This is a genomic window from Streptomyces coryli (assembly GCF_011044975.1).
Taxonomy (GTDB): Bacteria; Actinomycetota; Actinomycetes; order Streptomycetales; family Streptomycetaceae; genus Streptomyces; species Streptomyces coryli.
On record NZ_JAAKZV010000001.1, the window covers coordinates 17,353 to 33,274 of the forward strand.

16 protein-coding genes are annotated in these 15,922 nt (G+C 70.7%); 9 read left to right on the forward strand and 7 right to left on the reverse strand.

The annotated features are described in order from the left end of the window. Positions 1-41 precede the first annotated feature (41 nt). Both G5C51_RS00080 and G5C51_RS00085 read right to left on the reverse strand, forming a co-directional pair. Entirely contained in the window at positions 42-683 is a 642-nt protein-coding gene (locus G5C51_RS00080) for an alpha-ketoglutarate-dependent dioxygenase AlkB family protein (protein ID WP_165229732.1), read from the reverse strand. 24 nt (positions 684-707) lie between these two features. Further along, positions 708-1,328, reverse strand: coding sequence for a TetR/AcrR family transcriptional regulator (locus G5C51_RS00085; RefSeq protein WP_165229355.1), 621 nt, complete (start codon positions 1,326-1,328; stop codon positions 708-710). 109 nt (positions 1,329-1,437) lie between these two features. Here G5C51_RS00085 and G5C51_RS00090 point away from each other — a divergent pair, with 109 nt between their 5' ends. After that, positions 1,438-1,866, forward strand: coding sequence for an SgcJ/EcaC family oxidoreductase (locus tag G5C51_RS00090; protein ID WP_165229372.1), 429 nt, complete (start codon positions 1,438-1,440; stop codon positions 1,864-1,866). A 710-nt stretch (positions 1,867-2,576) separates the two neighbouring features. On the opposite strand, the gene G5C51_RS00095 is transcribed toward G5C51_RS00090, so the two are convergent. Further along, positions 2,577-3,200 carry a DoxX family protein gene (locus tag G5C51_RS00095; RefSeq protein WP_206313265.1) on the reverse strand — a complete coding sequence of 208 codons (624 nt, stop codon included), beginning with the start codon at positions 3,198-3,200 and terminating at the stop codon, positions 2,577-2,579. A 72-nt stretch (positions 3,201-3,272) separates the two neighbouring features. Here G5C51_RS00095 and G5C51_RS00105 point away from each other — a divergent pair, with 72 nt between their 5' ends. Continuing rightward, positions 3,273-4,160, forward strand: coding sequence for a LysR family transcriptional regulator (locus G5C51_RS00105; protein WP_165229375.1), 888 nt, complete (start codon positions 3,273-3,275; stop codon positions 4,158-4,160). On the opposite strand, the gene G5C51_RS00110 is transcribed toward G5C51_RS00105, so the two are convergent. Then, positions 4,151-5,023 carry a PaaX family transcriptional regulator gene (locus G5C51_RS00110; protein WP_338117959.1) on the reverse strand — a complete coding sequence of 291 codons (873 nt, stop codon included), beginning with the start codon at positions 5,021-5,023 and terminating at the stop codon, positions 4,151-4,153. The two genes, G5C51_RS00105 and G5C51_RS00110, sit on opposite strands and share 10 nt — an antisense overlap. A 233-nt stretch (positions 5,024-5,256) precedes the next feature. Here G5C51_RS00110 and G5C51_RS00115 point away from each other — a divergent pair, with 233 nt between their 5' ends. The 7 genes from G5C51_RS00115 to G5C51_RS00145 all read left to right on the forward strand — a co-directional run bounded on the left by G5C51_RS00115 (position 5,257) and on the right by G5C51_RS00145 (position 12,970). Beyond that, complete coding sequence (locus tag G5C51_RS00115; RefSeq protein ID WP_165229378.1) at positions 5,257-6,447, forward strand: ABC transporter substrate-binding protein; 1,191 nt, start codon at positions 5,257-5,259, stop codon at positions 6,445-6,447. Continuing rightward, positions 6,444-7,232 carry an ABC transporter ATP-binding protein gene (locus tag G5C51_RS00120; RefSeq protein ID WP_165229381.1) on the forward strand — a complete coding sequence of 263 codons (789 nt, stop codon included), beginning with the start codon at positions 6,444-6,446 and terminating at the stop codon, positions 7,230-7,232. Before G5C51_RS00115 ends, G5C51_RS00120 begins: the two co-directional genes overlap by 4 nt. Continuing rightward, a complete protein-coding gene (locus tag G5C51_RS00125) occupies positions 7,229-8,005 on the forward strand; it encodes an ABC transporter ATP-binding protein (protein WP_165229384.1) in 777 nt (258 codons plus the stop codon). Before G5C51_RS00120 ends, G5C51_RS00125 begins: the two co-directional genes overlap by 4 nt. Then, positions 8,002-8,865 carry a branched-chain amino acid ABC transporter permease gene (locus tag G5C51_RS00130; RefSeq protein WP_165229387.1) on the forward strand — a complete coding sequence of 288 codons (864 nt, stop codon included), beginning with the start codon at positions 8,002-8,004 and terminating at the stop codon, positions 8,863-8,865. Before G5C51_RS00125 ends, G5C51_RS00130 begins: the two co-directional genes overlap by 4 nt. Then, positions 8,862-9,899, forward strand: coding sequence for a branched-chain amino acid ABC transporter permease (locus G5C51_RS00135; RefSeq protein ID WP_165229390.1), 1,038 nt, complete (start codon positions 8,862-8,864; stop codon positions 9,897-9,899). The genes G5C51_RS00130 and G5C51_RS00135 overlap by 4 nt, the downstream gene beginning before the upstream one ends. 86 nt (positions 9,900-9,985) lie before the next feature. Next, on the forward strand, positions 9,986-11,443 hold the full coding sequence (locus G5C51_RS00140; RefSeq protein WP_165229393.1) for an aldehyde dehydrogenase family protein: 1,458 nt from the start codon (positions 9,986-9,988) through the stop codon (positions 11,441-11,443). 21 nt (positions 11,444-11,464) lie between these two features. Then, positions 11,465-12,970 carry an Nramp family divalent metal transporter gene (locus G5C51_RS00145; RefSeq protein ID WP_165229396.1) on the forward strand — a complete coding sequence of 502 codons (1,506 nt, stop codon included), beginning with the start codon at positions 11,465-11,467 and terminating at the stop codon, positions 12,968-12,970. Here G5C51_RS00145 and G5C51_RS00150 read toward each other — a convergent pair. From G5C51_RS00150 to G5C51_RS00160, 3 genes are read right to left on the reverse strand one after another with little or no spacing between them, the layout of a single operon-like run. Continuing rightward, a complete protein-coding gene (locus G5C51_RS00150) occupies positions 12,967-13,425 on the reverse strand; it encodes a MaoC family dehydratase (RefSeq protein ID WP_165229399.1) in 459 nt (152 codons plus the stop codon). The two genes, G5C51_RS00145 and G5C51_RS00150, sit on opposite strands and share 4 nt — an antisense overlap. 35 nt (positions 13,426-13,460) lie before the next feature. Beyond that, positions 13,461-14,987 carry an acyl-CoA synthetase gene (locus G5C51_RS00155; protein WP_165229402.1) on the reverse strand — a complete coding sequence of 509 codons (1,527 nt, stop codon included), beginning with the start codon at positions 14,985-14,987 and terminating at the stop codon, positions 13,461-13,463. 12 nt (positions 14,988-14,999) lie between these two features. Next, positions 15,000-15,920 (reverse strand): amidohydrolase family protein, encoded by a 921-nt coding sequence (locus G5C51_RS00160; RefSeq protein ID WP_165229741.1) that lies wholly within the window; start codon positions 15,918-15,920, stop codon positions 15,000-15,002. Positions 15,921-15,922: the final 2 nt, after the last annotated feature.

Sequence of the window (15,922 nt, forward strand, 5' to 3'; positions counted from 1 at the left end):
CGTCCCGTCCATGGTCACCCTGGTCCCTCGGTTCGCGCAGTTCAATATCCACTCACGCGCAACGTGACATTGAGCCGCCCGTCGAGCCCCAGCCCGGGCGGCGCGGTCCCGGGCCGCGTCCGCACCACCCCGTGATACGCGAACCGCGCCGCCCCGCCGAACACGAACAAGTCCCCGGACGCGAGCTCGACATCGGTGTACGGCTGCCCGCGGGTCTCGGCATTCCCGAACCGGAAGGTGCAGGTGTCCCCGAGGCTGAAGGACACGACAGGCGCGTCGTCCTTCTCGTCACTATCCCGGTGCATGCCCATATGGGCACCCTCACCGTAGAAATTGATCAGCGCGATGTCGTAGTCGGGCCCGGCGTCGAACCCCACCGCAGCAACAGCCTCCCGCCCAAGCTCCGCAAGCCACCCCGGAAACGCCTTAACGGGCGCCCCATCCCCGTCGACAACGGTCCGCGCATATCCATACGGATACCAATGCCACCCAAGACACACCTGCCGCGCCGTCATCACCCCACCACCGGGCAACCGCACCACCCGCAGCCCGGCAGGCGGCTTCGCCCACTCCCGACAGGCCTCCAACAGCCGCCTCTGCAGCGGCGGACTCAGCCAGTCCGGCACATGCACCGCCCCGGGCGCCACCACAGCCCGCTCCCGCGGAAACAACGCGCCATCCATGGCCACCATCATGCCTGCAAGGATCTATACGGCGGACGGCGCGGCCGTGAGCGTGTCCCAGGCGGCCATCGCGCAGGTGATGACTGTTTCCAGTTCGGCGCGGTCGGCGCCGTCGCGGGCTTGTACGGAGAGGCCCTGCATGACGGTGGTGCAGTAGCGGGCGATGGCGTCGAGGTCGGCGGGCGGCGCGGTGAGGTCGCCATCGGTGACGCCGCGGGTGAGTCGGTCCTTGATGGCGGCGAACTGGCCGCGCCGGCCGTTCGCCAGGAACTCCCGCACCGCGTCGTTCTCCTCGGCGCCGGTGGGCGCGGCAAGGATGAGCATGCAGTAGTGCGGGGTGTCCGGGCCGGTGACCTGGTCGGCGGTGGCGCGCAGCATGGCGTGGATCGCGGCGCGCGCGGTCGGCTGTTCGCGCAGGGCGCGCCTGGGCGGCTCGCCGGACGTCGCGCCGTAGAGCGCCATGACCTTCCTGAACAGGTCTTCCTTGCTGCCGAAGCAGGCGTAAATGCTGGCTGAGGCGATGCCCATGGCCTGGGCCAGGTCCTTGAGCGACGTGCCCTCGTACCCCCGCTCCCAGAACACGTCCAGCGCCTGGCGCAGGGCGGTGTCCGGGTCGAAGGTGCGCGGCCTGCCGCGAGTTGCCATCGGGATGCGCCTCCGCATTTGTTTGCCGGTCAACCAAGAATACCTTGACGCGGGTGCACGGCCGTGCCACGGTTTGTTGGTCGATCGACAAACAAAGGGAGTCGACACCATGAGCACTGCCAGCAGCACGCCTGCCTCGGCGCAGGACAAGAAGTCGATCCTCACCGTTCTCGCGGGCGTCTATGACGCCTGGAACGAGGCTGACCCGGACGCCTTCGTCGGCGACTACCTCGACGACGCGAGCGCGATCCTTCCCGGGTCGTATCGCAGGTCGCGGCAGGAGATCCGGGACGCGATGGCGTTCGCGTTCAGCGGGCCGCTGAAGGGGACCCAGGCCGCCGACAAGGTGCTCGACGTCCGGATGCTCAACGACGATGCCGCGGTGGTCATCAGCGAGAGCGGCGTGCTCCTGCCCGGCGAAAGCGAGGCGCCGCCGGAGCGGACGTCGTACGCGACCTGGGTGCTCGCCAGGCAGGACGGCCGGTGGCTGCTCGCGGCCTACAACAACAGCCCCTCGGTCGTGCCCGGCCAGCCGTAATCCCGCCGCTCCGGCGCCTCTCCGGCACCTCTCCGGCATGACGCAACTGGGCGGAATATCTGGACTGTTGACCTCGACTCGGTCTACGGTTGATAAGTCTCACCGCTCTGTAGCAGTTGGAGAGATCCCCTCAGCCGACCGGGATCCCACCAGCTAACGGGAATGGTGGGGTCCCGGTCACCTGCCCACATGCGGGGTGAACCGAGATCTCACCCCACGGCAGGGAAGGCTCGCGTAGCCGGCCCCGCCGTATCTCTCCTGGCTACGAGGGGAGGTGAGTCAGGTGTCGGAGGCCAAGAAGTCCTGGACGAAGAACTTAGCGTCTCGATTTGCAGCCGCAGCGGCCGCAAGGTTGCTGTGGATCGCGATCGTTGAGCTGGTACTGGGTCCTCATGACTGACAGCTAACACACCTGGATCGGCCAGTCCTGTTCCCGTACGTGGACTGTCCAAGACAGGCAGGCGCCCCGCGACTCCCGTTACGCGGGGCGCCTGTCGCTCACCTTCCGGACGGCTCCACCGCGGATGCCACGTTGACGTCGGTAGCCGGGCAGATAGTGGGCATTGCGTACGTTCCGGTCGACGACGCGCTCCCGCGCCGGTTCGGGTTCGTCTGGCGTACAGCAGGCGCCACGGACCGAGTGCAGGCCTTCGTCGAGACCGCGAGTGAGGTGTTCTCCGGCGCCGTCCCCCACCACGGGTGACGAGCGCTCACGGAGTGCCGGCCGGTTGCCAGGGCCGCAGCAGGTGTCGGCAGTCCGGTGGCCAGTTGGCGATGGCGATGGCTGCGGCGATGATCAGGTGAAGGGGAGCGGCCAGGCTCTGGGTCAGGGGGTCGGCGGCGATGATGTGGGTGGTGACGGCTCCGGTCAGGACGAGAACAAGCCCGGTCGCACCGAGGAACCTGGCCGGCTTGCGCGGGGCGAGCAGCAGGACAGCGCACAGGAGCTCCAGGGTGCCCACGACGAACCGGAAATCCGGCGGATACCCCCACTGCGTGAACTTGATGGCGTAGTCCTGGCCGAACGGGCCGGTGCCGGGCCAGTACTTGGTGATCGCACCGAGGAGAAACTCGGCGGCGACGATCCGGTGGACAACGGTCCTGGTTCGTTCGGTCATCCTGCGCTCCTGAATGTCGAGCCGCTCGAGCAGGGGGAGTAACGCGTAGACCACGATCGGCACGGCGAGGGTGGCCATGACCGGCGGTCGCAGCAATGGCGGCAGGGGCTCCAGCAAGTCGCCCACGGCCAGTTGCAGCACCGTGAGGGTGGGCATGACCGCGATCCACACCATGAGCACCGACCGATGCCTGTTCGGGTTCGCGTTCGGGTCCATGTGCTCACTGTGGCAACGAGCCGGCTCAGAAGTCCAAGATATGATTCCTATCCGGTGGGATAAGGAATCCATATGGAGTTGCGTCAGCTTCGGTACCTCGTGGCCATCGCGGAGGAGGGTGGTTTCACCCGCGCCGCGGAGCGCGTCCGCGTCGCACAGCCGGCGGTCAGCCAGCAGATCGCCCAGCTGGAACGGGAACTCGGCGCCAGGCTCTTCGACCGGAGCGGGCGCCGCGTCAGGCTCACCGCGGCGGGCGAGGCCTTTCTGCCGTGCGCGCGGGCCACGCTCGCTGCCGCGGACGCCGGAAAGGACGCCGTGGCCGCGCTGCGCGGCGAGTTGGCCGGACAGCTGACACTCGGCACCATCCCGTGCCCACCCGACTCCTTCATCCGGCAGCTCGGCGTCTACCGGCGCCGCCACCCCAAAGTGCGGCTGACCTTGCGTACCGGGGATCCTGAAGCGCTGGCCGCCGACGTGGCGTCCGGCGCGCTGGCCGCCGCCCTCATCGGCGTGACAGCCGACCGGCTGCCCGCCGGCCCCGCAGGTCAGCGACTACGGGCGACGCTGGCGTCCGCAGACCTCGGCACCGAACCCCTGGTACTGGCAGTGCCCCCGGACCATCACCTCGCCGAAGCTGGCGAGGCGTCGCTGCCCGACCTGCGGCACGAGCCCATCGTGACCCTGACTCCGGGCACCGGCCTGCGGTCGGTCCTGGAATCGGCGTGCGCGACCGCGGGATTCACACCGAACGTCCACGCCGAGACCGACGACCTGGCCGTCCTGGCAGACATGGTCGCCCACGGTCTCGGCGTCGGCGTCCTCCCCCGCTCGGCGGCCCGGTCACGCCAGGAGCTGGTCACCCTGCCGCTGCACGACGCACCGCACCGGTCGATGACCTTGATCTGGAACCGCGACCGCACCTCCGCCCTCACCCAGGCCTTCCTGCAGGATCACACCTGACCCAGCTCGACGATCTCGCAGGTGCGGTCCGCGATCTCCCGGGCCGGGCCCTCGTAGCGGCCGCGCAGCTGGTGCACCACGTCCTGTGCGCGGGCTGCCGGCCAGTCGGCCGGGAGGTGTTCTACGGGCAGGCGCGGGTCGACGCGGACGAGTTGCAGCCATTCGGTGAGCAGGCGGAGGTAGCGGACCAGGTCGTCGGGGGCCTCGGGCATGGGGTCGGGCAGGTCCCAGCGGAGCAGGAAGTCGCTGTAGCCGGCGACGAGTCCGTCCAGGTCGAAGGCGTCGCGGACCATCTGGCCGACGTCGGTGGGGGGTTGGGCGACGCCGGAGAAGATCTTCACCCGGCCGTCCAGCTCCGGGGCGCTGACGACGGGGCGGATGTCGATGCCGGACGGGGCGATCCACATGCCGTTGCCGAGGGCGCCGAAGCCGGCCCAGACCAGCCGGGCGCGCAGATCGTGGCGCTGGCGCTGCCATGACTCGGGGAGCGAGAAGGTCAGGATGGTCCAGGTGCCGTCCCAGTCGGTGTTGACCGCGCCGCGCTGCCAGACGCGGGCTTCGCCGTCGCGCAGGATCTCCGCCGAACGCTCGGTGAGGCCGAAGTACATCCGGCGGCCGCGGCGGTGCCGGGCGAGCAGGCCGCGGCCGACCATGCGGGTGAGGGTGGAGCGGATCGCGTGCTCGCTGACGCCGAGCCGGGCGAAGACGTCGATGAAGCTGCCGGAGAAGATGGCGACGTCCCGGCCGAGGGCGTAGTTGCCGAGGAAGGTGAGCATCACCGACTGCGGGCGCAGGCCGCCGGCAGCGCTCGCGCCGGAGCCTGCGCGCCTGGTCAGAGGGTCGTCGTCCACTGCAGTGTTCACCGGTTCTGCTCCCATCCGGTCAGGGTAACGACGGCGGGCGGTGAGCCGGCCCGGCAGGCCGCGGACCCGCGGCCCACTGATATTGGGCACATTATTGACGGCAGTCAAGTTCACGCCTATCTTCGCACTGCATTCCCGGCCCCCGCGGCCTCGCAGAACCTGACCGCACCACTCACGCCACTCACCCGGGCCCCCTCAACTGCCCCCGGGCGCGGCACTCTCGGGAGGTTCACATGCGCAAGTTCCTGCCCCTGCTCGCCGCGGTCGCCCTGGTGGCCACCGGATGCGGCGGCGACGACGCCGGCTCGGGCGGCGACGGGCCGATACACATCGGCTTCATCGAGTCGCTGACGGGCAACTACGCCCCGCTCGGCACCGAGGCCGCGAAGACCGTCGAGCTGGCCTTCGACCAGATCAACAAGGACGGCGGCATCGACGGCCGCAAGGTCAAGCTGACCACCCTCGACGACAAGACCGCCCCCGACCAGGCCGTCGCGCACTTCAACAAGCTCAAGGAAGAGGGCGTCGACGCGATCATCGGCTCGACCTTCTCCAACTGCGCACTCGCCGTCGAGCCGCTGGCGGAGCGGGAGAAGATCCCCTACATCTCGCTCGCCCCCGCCGACGAGCAGGTCGACCCGATCCAGTCGCACACCTTCGTCGTACCGGCGATCTCCTCGAAGTACGCCGAGTCGATGCTGCGGTACTTCAAGGCGGAGAAGATCACCAAGATCGCCGTGGCGTACGACACCAAGTCCGCCTACGCGCAGGCCGGTTACGCGGGCATGAAGAAGTTCGCGCCCGAGTACGGCGTCGAGCTGGTGAAGACCGAGCGCTACGAGACCAACGCCTCCGACTTCAGCTCGGTGTTCACCCACGTCCGCGACTCCGGGGCGCAGGCGCTGGCCGTATGGGCGAGCGGGGCGCCCGGGGTGACCATCGCCAAGCAGTACGACACGGCAGGACTCGACATGCCGCTCGTGATGACCGCGTCGCAGGCCAGCAAGCTGTGGCTGGAGCCGGTCGGGGCCGCGGCCGACGGCGTGTACGTACAGAGCGCCGTCGGGGTGGTGGGCGACGCGGTCCCGGAGGGGAAGCTCAAGGACGCCATCGCGAAGATGGCCGACCCGTTCAAGAAGAAGTACGGCTATGAGCCGCCGCAGTTCGCCCAGGACGGGTACGCCGGTGCGCAGCTGATCGCCGCCGCGTTCGAGAAGGCGGGCGGCACGGACAAGGCGAAGGTCCGCGACGCGCTGGAGTCGATGGACCTGGTGACCCCGACCGGCCGGTACAAGTACAGCGAGAAGGACCACTCGGGCCTGGACGTCGTCAACATCGCGATGAACCGCGTCAAGGACGGCAAGCTGGTCCCCACCCAGTGGGGCCGCGAGCAGCTGGCCAAGGCCGCGGAAGACGCCGGATGACGGCCGGGACGATGCTGCGGGTGGAGGGCCTCGGCCGCGCCTTCGGCGGCGTGTACGCGGTGCGGGAGGTGAACCTGTCCGTCGCCGAGGGCGAGACCCGCGCGGTGATCGGCCCCAACGGGGCCGGGAAGTCTACGCTGTTCAACCTCATCAGCGGCCATCTGACGGCTGACCAAGGCAGCGTCCACTACCGCACCGGGGAAACCCTCCACCCCATCGACCGGCTCTCCGCGCACTCCCGGGCCCGGCAGGGCATCGCGATCGTCTTCCAGGGCGCGCGGCTGTTCCACGGCATGACCGCGCTGGAGAACGTCATGGTCGGGGCGCACGCCCGTACCAGGCACGGCTTCGTCGCGGCCGCGCTGCGGCTGCCGCGGCACCACCGCGAGGAGGCCGCCATCAGGGCCGACGCCCTGGCGGCGCTCGACCGGGTCGGCCTGAAGGAATGGGCGCACCGCTCCGCTGACGTGCTGCCGCTCGGTCAGCAGCGCGCGCTGCAGGTGGCCCGGGCGCTGTGCGCCCGGCCCCGGCTGCTGCTGCTCGACGAGCCGGCCTCCGGGCTGCGGGCCGGCGAACGCGAGGCGCTGGCCCGGCTGATCGAGAGCCTGCGCGCGGAGGGCCTGACCATGATGCTGATCGAGCACGATGTGGCGTTCGTGGCCCGGCTGGCCGACCGGGTCACCGTGCTCGACCTCGGGGAGGAGATCGCGGAGGGCACCCCCGAGGAGATCCGCGGCCACGACGCGGTCCTCGCGGCCTACCTCGGGCAGGAGTCCGCGGCATGAGCCCCTCCGAAACGGCCCGGGACGTCGCGTCCCCGGCCGGCGCCCAGGACTCCGCCCCCGCCGAGCGGCCGGTGATCACGGTCGAGGACGTCGTCATCCGCTACGGGACCGCGACCGCCGTGGACCGGGTCGGCCTGACCGTCGCCGCCGGCGAGACGGTCGCCCTGATCGGCCCGAACGGCGCCGGGAAGTCATCGCTCGTCAACGCGATCATGGGCTTGATCCGGCCGGCGGCAGGCAGCGTGCGGGTGCACGGGCGGGCCGCGCTGGTGCCGGAGGGGCGCCAGCTGTTCCCCGAGCTCGACGTCGAGGACAATCTGCGGCTCGGCGCCTGGCCGCTGCGCTCCCAGGGCGCCAAGGCGCGCGACACCACCCGGGTGTACGAGGTGCTGCCCGACCTCGCGGACCTGCGCCGCCGCCGGGCGGGCACGCTGTCCGGCGGGCAGCAGCAGATGGTCGCGTTCGGCCGGGCCCTGATGGCCGACCCGGAGGTGCTCGTCGTCGACGAACTCTCCCTCGGACTCGCCCCGTTGATCACCGCGGCGCTCGCGGACCACCTGCGGGAGCTCAATGCCGCCCGCGGCCTCGCCGTCCTGCTGATCGAGCAGAACGCCCGGCTCGCCCTGGACCTGTGCACCCGCGCGTACGTGCTGGAGGCGGGCCGGATCCGTATCGAAGGCCCGTCCAGGCAGCTGGCGGACAGCGCGGAGGTCGCCGCCGCGTATCTCGGCGGCGCGGCGGAGCCGCCGGGCCCGGAAGGAGACGACGGTTGAGCGAGTTCGTGCAGTACCTCATCTCCGGGCTCGCGGTGGGCTGCGGCTTCGCGCTGCTCGGCAGCGGGCTGGTGACGATCCACCGGGTGACGCGCGTGGTCAACTTCGCCCAGGGCATGTTCGCCGTGGTCGCGGGCCTGACCGCCGGATCGCTGCTGTCGGCGGGCCTGCCGCACGGCGTCGCCGAGATCGTCGCCGTGCTGGCCGCGGGCGCCACTGGACTGCTCGTCGGCATCGCCGCCATCGGCCGCCGCGGCACCAGCCCGCAGTCCGCCCTGATCATCACCCTCGGCATCGGCTTCCTGGCCTACGCCATCGAGATCATGATCTGGGGCGACAACCCGCACTCGTTCCCCGGGCTCGGCGGGGCGGTGGACATCGCGGGCGCGCATCTGCAGAAGCAGTACTTCCTCGTGATCGGCGCCGCGGCGCTCGGATTCGCCGCGCTCGGGCTGTTCTTCACCCGCACCTACCTCGGCAAGGCCCTCGGCGCCTGCGCCTCCAATCCGTACGCCGCCCGCGCCGTCGGCATCAACGTCACCCGCATGGGCCTCGTCGCCTTCACCCTCGGCGGCATGCTCGGCGGCGTCGCCGGCGTGCTCGTCACGCCGCTGCAGTCGCTCTCGTACAACAGCGACGTGCTGCTGATCACCAACGGATTCGCGGCGGCGATCCTCGGCGGCCTCAACCGCCTCGGCCCGGCCATGCTCGGCGGACTGGCCCTCGGCGTCGCGGAGTCGATGGTCGCGGGCTACTACAAGGCCTCCTACCAGAGCGTCGTGGCCCTGGCCCTGATGCTCGCGGTGATGATCTGGCGGGCCTCGCAGCACACCGCCCTGCACGAGGAGGCAGCCCGATGACGCAGCAACTCACGCCGGCGCAGGCCCGTATCAGCTTCGCCGATCTCGCCGCCCGGCTGCGCAGCCCGCGCACCCTGGCCGTCCTCGCCGTGTGCGCGACCGCCCTGCTGCTCCCCCAGATTCTGTCGGGCTCCGACATGCCGGTCTACGTCACGCTGCTGCTGTCGGCCATCGTGGTCACCGGGCTGTCGATGCTCATGGGTTACGCGGGCCAGGTCTCCCTCGGGCACGCGTCGTTCTACCTCATCGGCGCCTACACGGCCGCCCTGATCGCCACGCACGACAAGCCGACCTGGCTCGGGCTGCTGGCCGCGCCCTTCGCGGCGGCCCTGGTCGCCGCGGTGATCGGCATTCCGCTGCTGCGGCTGCGCGGTCACCAACTGGCGTTCGCGACGCTCGCGATGCAGCTCATCCTCCTCAACGTGGTGGGCCAGCAGGAGTGGACCGGCGGCGACATCGGCCTGCAGGGCGTGCCCCGGCTCACCGTCGCCGGGTACGAGTTCGCGACCGTGAGCTCGTACGCGTATCTGGCGCTCGGCGCCCTGGCCGTGGTCGTGCTCATCACCCGTAACGTCGTCGCCTCCCGGCCGGGCCGCGGGCTGCGCGCCCTGGCGACCAGCGAGGTGGCCGCCGAGTCCGCCGGGGTGCCGGTGGTGGCGTACAAGCTGGTGGTCTTCAGCCTCTCGGCCGGCTTCGCGGGTCTCGCGGGCGGGATCTACGCCTTCTACACCGGGTATGTGGCGCCCGGCTCCTTCCCGGTGCTGCTGTCCTTCGAGTTCGTGGTGATGGCCGTGATCGGCGGCCTCGGCACGATCTGGGGCGCCCTCGCGGGCGCGACCGCGATCACGCTGCTGCTGCAGCAGCTCAACGAGCTCGGCACCGCCGAGGGCATGCCCAGCTCGGCTCCGGTCGTCCTGTCCTACGCCGTGTACGGCGTGCTGCTCGTCCTCGTCGTGCTGTTCCTGCCGCGCGGTCTGGTGCCGAGCGCACGGGACTGGTGGGTGCGACGGCGGCGGCCGAACCCGGAGCCTTGACTTTCCCTGTACCCCGGCGCACTCTGACGACCGCTCACCTCAAGTGAAGTGAAGTTCACCCCGCGAACACGTAGAAGGACCGCGTCATGGCCATCACCCGCCAACTGCTCATCGGGGGCCAGGACGTGCCCGCCGCCTCCGGCCGTACCGCCGAGGACCTCAGTCCCTACGGCGAGGTGTACGCCACCGTCGCCGCCGCCGGTCCTGAGGACATCGCGCGGGCGGTGGCCGCCGCGGACGCGGCCTTCCCCGCGTGGGCCGCGCTCAGCCCGTTCGCGCGCCGGAACATCTTCCTCAAGGCCGCGGACCTGCTCGACGGCAGGGCCGACGAGGCCGCGCAGATCATGGCGGACGAGGTGGGCGGCACCCGGCCGTGGGCGCACTTCAACGTGGCCCTCGCCGCGAACATGCTGCGCGAGGCGGCCGCCGCGATCACCGCGCCGCGCGGCGAGGTGCTCAGCGCTCAGGAGGAGGGCGCACTGGGCATGGCGGTGCGCCAACCCATGGGCGTGATCGCCTCCTTCGCGCCCTGGAACGCCCCGGTCATCCTCGGCATACGGGCCGTGGCCGCGCCGCTCGCGGCCGGCAACACCGTCGTGGTGAAGCCGAGCGAGGACGCGCCGCTGGCGTGCGGGTTCCTCGTCGCCGACGTGCTGCGCGAGGCAGGGCTGCCCGACGGCGTACTGAACGTGGTCACCAACGCGCCCGAGGACGCGGCCGCGACCGCCCAGGCCCTGATCGCCGATCCGCGGGTCCGCGCCGTCAACTTCACCGGGTCCACGGGCGTCGGCCGCATCATCGGCACCCACGCCGCCGCCCACCTCAAGCCCGCGCTGCTGGAGCTGGGCGGCAAGAACTCCGTCATCGTGCTCGACGACGCCGACATCGGCCACGCGGTCGACGCCGCCACGTTCGGCGTCTTCATGAACGCCGGCCAGATCTGCATGTCGGCGGACCGCATCCTGGTCCACGAGCGCCTCGCCGGCGAGTTCACCGAGCGCTTCGCCGCCAAGGCCGCCGCGCTCCCGGCGGGCGATGCCCGCCGGCCCGACACGGTGATCGGCCCGCTGATCAGCGCGGCCGCCGCGCGTCGGGTCGCCGGGCTGGTGCAGGGCGCGGCGGCCGGCGGCGCCACGGTGGTCACCGGCGGCGGGGAGCCGGACGGGCCGATGTACCCGGCCACGGTGCTCACCGGCGTCACCGCGGACAGCGACCTGTACCAAGCCGAGTCGTTCGGCCCGGTCTGCGCCGTCACCCCCTTCGCCGACGACGACGCGGCGGTGGCGCTGGCCAACGACACCGAGAACGGCCTGACCTGCGGCATCATCACCGAGAACGCCACCCGCGGGCTGGCCGTGGCCCGGCGTATCCGCACCGGCATCGTGCACGTGGGCGACCAGTCCGTCGCCGACGAGCCGCAGGCGCCGTTCGGCGGGATCAAGAACTCCGGCTACGGCCGGTTCGGCGGCCGCTGGGGCATCGAGAGCTTCTCCGACACGCGCTGGGTGACTCTCGCCACCCAGCACCCGCACTATCCCTTCTAGGCCCGGACCTGGGAGTCCCCCATGGCCGATGTCGTCGGCTCAGCACGCGAGACCGTTCCCCTGGGCGTCAGCCGTCCCGATCTCGAAGTGGCGGATCTCCCCACGCCCGAGGAAGCCTTCCGGGTCCGGCGCCTCGGGCCCAAGGAGCTGGTCAAGTTCGCCATCGGGCCGAGCCTGATCGCGCTCGGCATCTCGATCGGCAGCGGCGAGTGGCTGCTCGGCCCGCAGGCGGTGGGACAGTACGGCTTCGTCGGCGTCGGCTGGGTCATCCTGATCTCTGCGCTGCTGCAGACGTTCTACAACGTGGAGTGCTCGCGGTACGTCATGGCGACCGGCGAGGCCCCCGTCGTCGCCTGGGGGCGCGTCCCGCCCGGCTGGTTCCTGTGGGTGCCGCTCTCGGTCTTCCTGGTCATCTTCGCCTTCATCGCGGGCGGTTGGGCCGCCTCCGCCGGACAGGGCGTGTACGCGCTGGTGCACGGCGAGACCGCGGGGGAGGGCGCGGAGGAGCCGCGGCTCTACGCGATCGCGCTGCTGGTGCTCGTGGTCCTGATCACCGCGGTGGCGCGCAAGATCAGCCGGGCGCTGGAGCTCACCAACTGGGGTCTGGTCACCTTCATCCTCGTCACGCTGCTGGTGGTCGACCTGGTCCTGGTCCCGTGGGACATCTGGTGGGACGGCATCCGCGGCTTCGTCACCCCCGCGTCCCCGCCCGAGGGCATCAGCACGTCCCAGCTCGGCGGCCTGGCCGGCTTCACCGCGCTGGCCTCCGGCCTCAACTGGTACGTGATGGGCCACTACCGGGACAAGGGCTACGGGATGGGCCACCGCACCGGCTACCTATCCGGCCTGCGCGGCGAGCGCACCGAGGTGCTTCCCAGCGGCGTGACCTTCCCGGACGACGCCAAGAACCAGGCCTTGTGGCGGCGCTGGTACCGGCTGCTGCTCACCGACATGTGGGGCGTGTTCTTCGCCGGCGCGATGCTCGGCATGCTGCTGCCGACGATCCTGATGTCGCGCGCGGTCGAGATCGCCGGCGAGGGCCCGACCAAGGCGAACGTCCCCACCTTCGTGGCCGAGGTACTCAAGGGCGAGTACGGCAGCTTCGTCTTCTACATCGCGCTCGCCGTCGGCGTGTGCATCCTCTTCAGCACCCAGCTGGGCATCTTCGAGGCGATGGTGCGGGTGACGACGGACGCCGCGAACGGCGTGAGCCCCAGGCTGCGCCGGCTGATCGACAGCGATCCGCGGAAGTTCTACTACCCGTTCATGATCCTTCTGCTGATCGCGATCAGCATCATCATCCATCAGGCGCTGCCGGTCGGCCTGGTCGAGTGGTCGGCCAACATGTCCAACCTCGGCGCGCTGATCTTCCCGTTCATGCTGATGTACCTCAACAGCAAACTGCCCCGGCCGGCCCGCCCCCGGCCCTGGCACTACGTGATCCTGGTCCTGAACTTCCTGTTCTTCGGGTTCTTCTTCCTCAACTTCATCGTCGACTTCTTCGGCGACCCGCTGGTGACCTTCTAGGCGTAGAAGCGGGAGATGCTCTGCAGCACGCAGGCGGGCTTCTTCCCGCCCTCGATCTCGATCGTGCCGTCGACCGTGATCTGCACCCCGCCGCCGGGGACGTCCTCGACGTCGGCCAGCCGCGCCACGAGCCGGATCCGCGACCCGGCCGGGACCGGGGCGGGGAAACGGACCTTGTTCAGGCCGTAGTTGACCTTCGTGGTGACGCCTTCGACATCGAGGAGCCCGGTGAAGAGCGGGATGAACAGCGCCAGCGTCAGATAGCCGTGCGCGATGGGCGCGCCGAAGGGGCCGGCCGCGGCCCGCTCGGGATCGGTGTGGATCCACTGGTGGTCGCCGGTGGCGTCGGCGAAAGTGTTGATCCGGTCCTGGGTGATCTCGGTCCAGGGGCTGGTGCCGAGCTCGCTGCCGGCGAGCTTCTTCAGCTCGCCGAGGCCGTTGACGGTGATGGTCATCGCGTACTCCTGTCGCTGGGGCGTACGGGGCGGGGTCAGGGGGGGGCGCCGTACTGGCTGCGCACCCGGGCCTTGAGGAGCTTGCCGGAGGCGGTACGCGGCAGCTCGGCCACCGCTACGACGGACTTCGGGATCTTGAACTTGGCGAGCCGCCCGGCCAGCGAGGCGAGCACCCCGTCCGGGTCAGGTGCGGCGCCCTCGCGGAGCACGACCACCGCGCGGCCGACCTCGCCCCACTTGTCGTCCGGCACGCCGATGACGGCGCACTCCACGATGTCGGGGTGGGCGAGCAGGGCGTTCTCGACCTCGGCCGGGTAGATGTTCTCGCCGCCCGAGATGATCACGTCCTTGAGGCGGTCGACGATGGTGACATAGCCGTCGGCGTCGACGCGGGCGGCGTCTCCGGTACGGAACCAGCCGTCCGCGAACGCCGCCGCGCTCTCCTCGGGCAGCCCCCAGTAGCCCGGCATGACATGCGGTCCGCGCACCAGGACCTCGCCCGGTTCGCCGACGTCCACCGGCGTCAGGTCGGGCCGTACGACACGCACATCGCTGAAGAAGTGCGGCACGCCCGCGGACCCGGCCTTGGTGACGGCGTGCTCGGCGTCGAGGAAGAGGGCGCCGGGGGCGGCCTCGGTCATCCCGTAGCCCTGCAGGAAGGTCAGGCCGCGGCGCTGGTAGGTGGCGATGAGCGGGGTCGGGACGGGGGATCCGCCGCAGGTCAGGATGCGCAGCGAGGTGAGGTCGGCGTTGGACCACAGCGGGTGGCGGGCGATCCGGTCGAACATCGCCGGAACCCCGAACATGAAGGTGACCCGGTGTCGCTCGATCAGGTCGAGGGTGCCCGCGGGGTCGAAGGCGCCGACGAGGAGGCAGGTGCCGCCCTTGAGGAGCACGGGCAGCGTCAGCATGTTGAGCCCGGCGATGTGGAAGAGCGGCGCGGAGACGAGCGCGATCTCGCCGGCGATCAGGTCGTGGTCGATCAGGACGTTGACCGCGTTCCAGGTGAGATTGCCGTGGGTGAGCATCGCGCCCTTGGGGCGCCCGGTCGTGCCGGAGGTGTACATGATGATCGCGGTGTCGTCGGGCGCGACCGGCTCGTCGATGGGCTCGGCGGCCGCGGTGGCGAGCAGCTCCTCGTACGCGGCGCCGCCGACGGCGATGCGCCCGGGCCCGCCGTTCTCGTCGTCTCCCCCGGCGATCCGGCAGGCGTCGGCGGCCAGGGTCGCGTGCGAGGGCGCGTGCAGCAGCACCCGGGTCCCCGAGTCGGTGAGCTGGTACGCGATCTCGGGCGCTGCCAGCCGGGTGTTGAGCGGCACGAAGACCGCGCCCAGCAGGCCCGCGGCGAACAACGCCTCCAGAAAAGCCGGGTGGTTGGGGCCGAGATACCCGATCCGGTCACCGCGCCGGACGCCGTGCGCGCGCAGGGCATGGGCGAGCCGGGTGCTGCGGTCGTGGAGACCGGCGTAGCTGACGGCGGAGTCGTCGTGGAGCAGGGCGGTGCGGTGGGGGGTCTTGCGGGCTCTGCGGGCGGGCCATGATCCCAGTCCCTCGTTGCGCATCTGTGCGCCCCTTTACGGCTCGACGGTGCTGCGTTTTCCCGGGGGGTGCCCCCCGGACCCCCCTGAGCGGGTGAGCCCGAGCAGCCGGGCGGCGTTCTCCTTCAGAATCGCGGGCCGCACCTCGTCCTTGATGGGCAGCTTGGCGAAGTCGGCCAGCCACCGGTCGGGGGTCAGGACGGGGTAGTCGGAACCGAAGAGCACCTTGTCCTTCAGCAGGGTGTTGGCGTACTGGACCAGTTGCGGCGGGAAGTACTTCGGCGACCAGCCGGAGAGGTCGATATGGACGCCGGGCTTGTGGGTGGCCACGGCCAGGGCCTCGTCCTGCCAGGGGAACGACGGATGCGCCAGGATGATCTTCAGGTGCGGGAAGTCGGCCGCCACGTCGTCGACGCACATCGGGTTCGAGTACTTCAGCCGGATGCCGCCCCCGCCGGGGACGCCCGCGCCGATACCGGTCTGGCCGGTGTGGAACAGGGCGATGGCGCCGGTCTCCTCGACCACCTCGTAAAGCCCGTAGGCGAGGCGGTCGTTGGGGAAGAAACCCTGGACGCTGGGGTGGAACTTGAAGCCCTTCACCCCGTACTCCTCGACCAGCCGCCGGGCCTGCTTCACTCCGGCGCGGCCACGGAAGGGGTCGATGCTCGCGAACGGGATCAGCACGTCCGGATTGGCCGCGGCCGCCTCGGCGACCTCCTCGTTCGGTACGGGCTCGGTGCCGGTCGCGGATTCGGCGTCGACGGTGAAGATGACCGCGGCCATGTTCCGCTCGCGGTAGTACGCGGCGGTCTCCTCCAGGGTGGGCTTCCGCTTGCCCTCGACCTTGAAGTACGCGCTGGACGCGGCGTGCAGGTCGTCGTCGAGCGAGGCGTGCCCCTTCGAGGAGACCTCGGCGTGCGTATGGACGTCGATCGCGGCGAGGCCGGCCACGTCCATCG

Coding starts and splice junctions, on each gene's coding strand:
- G5C51_RS00080 (WP_165229732.1), bottom strand. CDS start 683: ATGGATGGCGCGTTGTTTCCGCGGGAGCGGGCTGTGGTGGCGCCCGGG.
- G5C51_RS00085 (WP_165229355.1), bottom strand. CDS start 1,328: ATGGCAACTCGCGGCAGGCCGCGCACCTTCGACCCGGACACCGCCCTG.
- G5C51_RS00090 (WP_165229372.1), top strand. CDS start 1,438: ATGAGCACTGCCAGCAGCACGCCTGCCTCGGCGCAGGACAAGAAGTCG.
- G5C51_RS00095 (WP_206313265.1), bottom strand. CDS start 3,200: ATGGACCCGAACGCGAACCCGAACAGGCATCGGTCGGTGCTCATGGTG.
- G5C51_RS00105 (WP_165229375.1), top strand. CDS start 3,273: ATGGAGTTGCGTCAGCTTCGGTACCTCGTGGCCATCGCGGAGGAGGGT.
- G5C51_RS00115 (WP_165229378.1), top strand. CDS start 5,257: ATGCGCAAGTTCCTGCCCCTGCTCGCCGCGGTCGCCCTGGTGGCCACC.
- G5C51_RS00120 (WP_165229381.1), top strand. CDS start 6,444: ATGACGGCCGGGACGATGCTGCGGGTGGAGGGCCTCGGCCGCGCCTTC.
- G5C51_RS00125 (WP_165229384.1), top strand. CDS start 7,229: ATGAGCCCCTCCGAAACGGCCCGGGACGTCGCGTCCCCGGCCGGCGCC.
- G5C51_RS00135 (WP_165229390.1), top strand. CDS start 8,862: ATGACGCAGCAACTCACGCCGGCGCAGGCCCGTATCAGCTTCGCCGAT.
- G5C51_RS00140 (WP_165229393.1), top strand. CDS start 9,986: ATGGCCATCACCCGCCAACTGCTCATCGGGGGCCAGGACGTGCCCGCC.
- G5C51_RS00145 (WP_165229396.1), top strand. CDS start 11,465: ATGGCCGATGTCGTCGGCTCAGCACGCGAGACCGTTCCCCTGGGCGTC.
- G5C51_RS00150 (WP_165229399.1), bottom strand. CDS start 13,425: ATGACCATCACCGTCAACGGCCTCGGCGAGCTGAAGAAGCTCGCCGGC.
- G5C51_RS00155 (WP_165229402.1), bottom strand. CDS start 14,987: ATGCGCAACGAGGGACTGGGATCATGGCCCGCCCGCAGAGCCCGCAAG.
- G5C51_RS00160 (WP_165229741.1), bottom strand. CDS start 15,920: ATGGACGTGGCCGGCCTCGCCGCGATCGACGTCCATACGCACGCCGAG.